The following is a 5,459-nucleotide window of genomic DNA, read 5'->3' on the forward strand; positions in this document are numbered from 1 at the left end:
TACACTCTTTACCTTCTCTACTATCTTCCATTATTAATATTTTTAAGGTTAAAAATACCTTTTTTTTAAGAAAAATTCCCCCTATCCCCCTATCCCCCTATCTCCCTATCCCCCTATCTCCCTATCTCCCTATCCCCCTATCTCCCTATCTCCCTATCTCCCTATCTCCCTATCTCCCTATCTCCCTATCTCCCTATCTCCCTATCTCTCCAAATTGTTAACGTATGATATTGAAACAGTTCTAATGGGGATATGGGGATAATTTTAAGGTTTTTTTAGTAACCACTTGTCTGAGTCATTCACCATTTTGACTATACTGCCTAAAATCTCGTTATATTGATTTGAGAGTTCTCTGGCAATACCAAGATCTAGATAATTGCATTTAACTGCAAATTTCAACCACACTTGAGTTTCTGCTGCCTCTGCTTCTGCATCGTTGAGCCTAGCACAAAAAGAGCCTTGATATCTTCTTCTGCGCCAAGCCTCTGCTAGGTTAGCACATACTGAACGAGAAGAGCGTCGGATTTGATCAGTTAAAGCGTATCTTTCTTCAATTGGGAAACGTTTAGAGAGTTCAAATATCCTCATGGCAGCCTTAAAAGCCTTTTGATACACTTCTAAATCTTCATGATTATTGATCAATTTAGGTGTTTTTGAACTCATCCCTAACTCTCTATTTTCTTAACTCCCAATCTCCTGATAGTTTAATGTTTACATCAGGAATATACCAGCAATAGTAAACCCTCGCAAAGGGCTGGGCAAGATTTATTTACATTTGGGTCGGGAGTGGGGAGTCTGGAAATTGCATCAAAACAATAAAAATATAGCGCTAGCTTTTAACCTTGTGTCAATGTCAAACACCTTAATCGGTAGTGCTATACTTAGTCGCCCCATCTTCCCATCTCCCCATCTCCCCATCTCCCCATCTCCCCATCTCCCCATTAATTATGGGTATTCAACCAGAATTGATATCATTCCTAATCCTGTTCTACCATCTGCACCAATTTCCCTAGAATAGGTTCGATGGGAGGCAGAAAATATTCCGCCAGATCGAGGGTTACTGTTTTTTCTTCCAATTTCAGAAATCGCCATAGAGTCCCAGTGGTTACGGCACCGTAAACCGTTGCAATCCCATTACCGTTACTATTATTCTCCTGTTGGTTAAACCGAGCAGCTGCTACCATTGCAGCGATACACTGTCCTAATCCCCCTTTCAGGTCTTCTTTTTTGGCTTCTATAATAATGGCTACTGGGGCTTTAACAAATAACTGTTCCGGTGAAAGACTAATAATAAAATCACAGGTGCCATTTAATCCCACTTCTGGGTCAACAGTAAACTCTTCCCCAGAAAACAAGCTAATCTGGTTTTTATGGCATTCTCTAACTGCGAGTAATACTGGACATATCAAGAGTTCTGATCGGGCTTTTTCCGTATTCAAGGCGATGGCTAGTTGGTAATTTTGGGTGATAAATTCGGCTAAATAAGGACTAGGATAAATTACGCGATCGCTATCGCTTTCAAAAATATTCCCTTGTTCGATTAAGGTTAAGTCAAAATCATTGACTACTTTTTGAATAGTAAATTGACTGTAATACATGATCTAGGGAAGGGAGTAGGGAGTAGGGAGTAGGGAGTAGGGAGTAGGGAGTAGGGAGTAGGGAGTAGGGAGTAGGGAGTAGGGAATCGGGAATCGGGAATCGGGAATCGGGAATCGGGAGTCGGGAATCGGGGGAAAATATTGTGTACTTGATTACTATTAAAAATGGGCTTATTGCATTTTTTAACTATTTTTTTAACTATTTGCTGAAATGCTATACTTTGAATGCGATTGGCCGTAGGCCACGCTACGCGAACGCAAACAGACCGCAAAGTGTGCTATTCAGTAAGAATACTACCGTAAGGTAATGCATCTTTCAGTGACGTTTAACTCTCCCAATGGCAACTATTCCAACAATCTCAGAACATATTGAAATCACTCCGGGGGTTTGTGGCGGTAAACCTCGGATTGCCGGACATCGGATTCGAGTTCAAGATATTGTCATCTGGCACGAAAGCATGGGAATGTCACCGGATGAAATTCTATATCACCATCCTAGCATTACCCTGTCAGATGTCTATGCAGCACTGGCTTACTACCACGACCATAAAGAGGAAATCAGACAGGATATTGAGGCTGGAGAAGCCTTTGTAGAAGCGGTACAAGCTCAAACACCGTCTCTATTGCAGCAAAAACTTCAGAATCGGCAATGACCAAAATCCGATTTCATTTGGATGAAAGTGTTAGCAATGCCATCTCTCAAGGTTTGCGTCGTCGTGGAATTGAAGTAACGACAACCTCAGAAGTTGGACTGATTGCTGCCTCTGATCAAGAACAGCTTGCTTTTGCCACATTGCAACAACGAGTTCTGGTGACTCATGATGACGACTTTGTGGTACTTCATCAAACTGGAATAACTCATTCTGGAATTGCTTATTGCAGTCCTAATCGACGCTCAATAGGAGAAATCATAGGTACACTAACTTTGATTTGGGAAGTATTGCAGCCAGAGGAAATGCAAAATCATCTTGAATTTCTCTGAGTTTCCTTCGTCATTATCAATTCAAAATTCAAAAACACCCCACGAATGAATTATTAGGTAAATTCAATTTTGTTATTCCTACTCCCCACTCCCCACTCCCCACTCCCCACTCCCCACTCCCCACTCTCGACTCCCGATTCCCGAATCCCCCTAATCTTTTGCGGAATATAATTATCTACTGGTGTATACCGTTAAAGAAACGAACATCGATTCACCAAAGGTTTCCATCGTGTCTACTCCAGTTGAACCATGCTCTCCCCAAACCCTTGCTGAGGCCAACCTGCAACCGAGGGGCAATGTTTATCCCAGTCCGATTACTTGGCGAGACCAGATTCTATACTTTCTGCTACCTGACCGATTCAGTGATGGGTTAGAACTAGAGCGGAAAAAGTTTGAGCGTAGCAATCCAAACCAATTTAAAGCCAAAAATAAAGGTGACTGGATGAGCAAGGGAAAAAGGTTTCAAGGGGGTACCCTCAAGGGAATCGAAAGTAAATTGGACTACTTGAAACAATTAGGTGTCACTACCCTTTGGATTGGTCCAGTTTGGCGACAACGGATTGAACTAGACACCTATCACGGCTACGGGATTCAAAATTTCCTAGATGTTGACCCCCGATTTGGCAGCCGTCAGGATTTACGGGATTTAGTGGATGCTGCCCATGAGCGGGAAATGTATGTGATCTTAGACATCATTTATAACCACAGTGGCAATAACTTTTTCTACCAAGATGATAATGATAATCCTCAGGCTACCCTTCCCTACCGTTTTGAACCCCCTTATCCATTTCATAGTTGGCGTTCTGGCACTGGTAAAGCGATTTCCCAAATCACTACAGAAATTGATGGGGTATGGCCTCAAGAATTTCAAAACATGGATTGGTACACTCGTGCTGGTCATATTAACGAATGGGGTGCAGACCCTTGGGAAGATAAACTGCATCCGGAGCTAGAATTTCGCCGAGGGGATTTCTTTGATTTAAAAGATATTAATGTCGCTAAACCGGAAGTCTTAGCAGGGATTATTAAAGTCTATCAATACTGGATTGCCCTAAGTGACTGCGATGGATTTCGCATTGATACCGTTAAGCATATTCCTTGGCGAGTTTCCCGTAGTTTTTGTGGTGCTATCCGGGAATATGCGGAATCGATTGGTAAGGATAACATCCTACTGGTGGGAGAAGTAACCGATGGGGCTCATATGTCCCGCAACTACCTGGAAGTATTTGGTCGCAACTTGGATGCTGTGCTTGATATTGGGGAACCCACAAAGCGATTAGCACAGATGGTAAAAGGATTAACACCGCCAAGGGAGTTTTTTAGTCAATTTGAGGAGCATAATATCCTTGGTAGCCACCGGGAAACGGGACGGTATCATGTTTCCATCTTAGATGACCATGATATGGTCGGGCGCGATCGCAAGCATCGCTTTGCTGCTAATAACTCTATTCCTAGTAAATACCAGCAAATAGCCCATGCGGTAGGGGTGCAACTGACCACGTTGGGTATACCCTGTATCTATTACGGTACTGAACAAGCATTTGATGGCACAGAAAACCGCCATGACCCTAGTGTTGAAGCAATAAATGAGTATGGCAACATTTCCAATAGCGATCGCTATATTCGTGAATCGATGTTTGGGGGTAGCTTTGGAGCATTTGAAACCAGTGGCTGTCACTTCTTTGACTCAGACCATCCCACGTATCTCAGAATTTCTGCGATCGCAAACCTCCGGAATCGACCAGATCTGATTGGTAAAACCCTACGTGGCGGTCGTCAATACCTCCGAGAAACCTCCTATCTCGGCAAACCTTTTGCTATTCCTGATGCTGGAGAATTAATTGCTTGGTCAAGGATTCTCTACAATCAAGAAATTCTGGTTGCTTTAAACACTCATGGCATCGAAAGCCGGGGTGCATACGTCACCATTGATGCCTCACTACACCCCCACGGCTCAACCCTTACTCTGCTCTACAACAGTTACTGGAGTAACTCTCAATTACGCAATCCACCCCAGAATCAAACTGTAATCGTTCAACATGACGAGGGTAGGGCAACGGTCAGGATTGAGTTACCGCCTAGTGGCATGATGATTTTGGCCTAGGGCGTGTTTTCAAAGTTTTCCGCAAGATTTAGATCCCCCCCAGCCCCCCTTAAAAAAGGGGGGAGCCATACTCAAAGTCCCCCTTTTTTAAGGGGGACCAACGGGGGATCTCCGAGGCAAGAAAACACGCCCTAGGCATTCTACCGTAAAACTGCCAATAATTATAACATTTTACTGGTTTAACCATGTGAGGGGTTGTACCCCACATTTATTTTGCTATACTGAGATCAAGTAGATACACCCTGATGATCAAGAGAGTCACAAGCACGGCTCTCTATTTTTTTTTGAGAGGGCTTAACAGTTCTAATGGTGCTTGAAGTCAGCGGTTTGAAGGGAACTGGTGGTTGCTGCATGAGTTGGTAAGCTTGATCGGAATCATTAAGCCGATGCACACTATTAAGTTTTGTAACATTTTGCTTGCTTAGAGGGATGAGGGGTTGCACCCCACATTTATCTTGCTATACTTAGATCAGTAGATGCACCCTGATGATCGAGAGAGTCACACGAACGGCTCTCTTATTTTTTTTGAGATGTCTTAAGAGTTCTTTACATATTTGAAGTGATAGGTTTGAAGCGGTGCTTAACCTTCATCCCAATCATTAAGCCGATGCACACTATTAAGTTTTGTAACATTTTACTGGTTTCAAGGGGTGAGGGGTTGCACCCCACATTTATCTTGCTATACTTAGATTAGTAGATGCACCCTGATGATCGAGAGAGTCACACCAACGGCTCTCTTATTTTTTTTGAGATGTCTTAAGAGTTCTTTACATAT

The 5,459-nt window shown here is 43.0% G+C and carries 8 protein-coding genes; 4 read left to right on the forward strand and 4 right to left on the reverse strand.

What is annotated here, in order from left to right; translation table 11 throughout:
- Positions 1–221: hypothetical protein (locus tag F6K51_RS14500; protein WP_293021275.1), on the forward strand; the 221-nt coding region annotated here is incomplete at its 5' end.
- Positions 222–264: 43 nt separating this feature from the next.
- On the opposite strand, the gene F6K51_RS14505 is transcribed toward F6K51_RS14500, so the two are convergent.
- The 4 genes from F6K51_RS14505 to F6K51_RS14520 all read right to left on the reverse strand — a co-directional run bounded on the left by F6K51_RS14505 (position 265) and on the right by F6K51_RS14520 (position 1,870).
- On the reverse strand, positions 265–663 hold the full coding sequence (locus tag F6K51_RS14505) for a four helix bundle protein (RefSeq protein WP_293021276.1): 399 nt from the start codon (positions 661–663) through the stop codon (positions 265–267).
- A 144-nt stretch (positions 664–807) separates the two neighbouring features.
- Positions 808–942 carry a hypothetical protein gene (locus F6K51_RS14510; RefSeq protein WP_293021277.1) on the reverse strand — a complete coding sequence of 45 codons (135 nt, stop codon included), beginning with the start codon at positions 940–942 and terminating at the stop codon, positions 808–810.
- 35 nt (positions 943–977) lie between these two features.
- Positions 978–1,598 (reverse strand): hypothetical protein, encoded by a 621-nt coding sequence (locus F6K51_RS14515; RefSeq protein ID WP_293021278.1) that lies wholly within the window; start codon positions 1,596–1,598, stop codon positions 978–980.
- A complete protein-coding gene (locus F6K51_RS14520; RefSeq protein WP_293021279.1) occupies positions 1,565–1,870 on the reverse strand; it encodes a hypothetical protein in 306 nt (101 codons plus the stop codon). Before F6K51_RS14520 ends, F6K51_RS14515 begins: the two co-directional genes overlap by 34 nt.
- A gap of 66 nt (positions 1,871–1,936) precedes the next feature.
- On the opposite strand from F6K51_RS14520, the gene F6K51_RS14525 reads away from it, so the two are divergent.
- The 3 genes from F6K51_RS14525 to F6K51_RS14535 all read left to right on the forward strand — a co-directional run bounded on the left by F6K51_RS14525 (position 1,937) and on the right by F6K51_RS14535 (position 4,684).
- The gene (locus tag F6K51_RS14525; RefSeq protein ID WP_293021280.1) at positions 1,937–2,251 is read left to right on the forward strand and encodes a DUF433 domain-containing protein; all 315 of its coding nucleotides are present in this window, start codon (positions 1,937–1,939) and stop codon (positions 2,249–2,251) included.
- Positions 2,248–2,580: a DUF5615 family PIN-like protein gene (locus F6K51_RS14530; RefSeq protein WP_293021281.1), complete on the forward strand. Its 333-nt coding sequence runs from the start codon at positions 2,248–2,250 to the stop codon at positions 2,578–2,580. Before F6K51_RS14525 ends, F6K51_RS14530 begins: the two co-directional genes overlap by 4 nt.
- A 229-nt stretch (positions 2,581–2,809) precedes the next feature.
- On the forward strand, positions 2,810–4,684 hold the full coding sequence (locus F6K51_RS14535; protein ID WP_293021283.1) for an alpha-amylase family glycosyl hydrolase: 1,875 nt from the start codon (positions 2,810–2,812) through the stop codon (positions 4,682–4,684).
- Positions 4,685–5,459 lie beyond the last annotated feature (775 nt).

Origin of the sequence: Moorena sp. SIO3I8 (genome assembly GCF_010692325.1) — a bacterium.
Lineage (GTDB): Bacteria > Cyanobacteriota > Cyanobacteriia > Cyanobacteriales > Coleofasciculaceae > Moorena.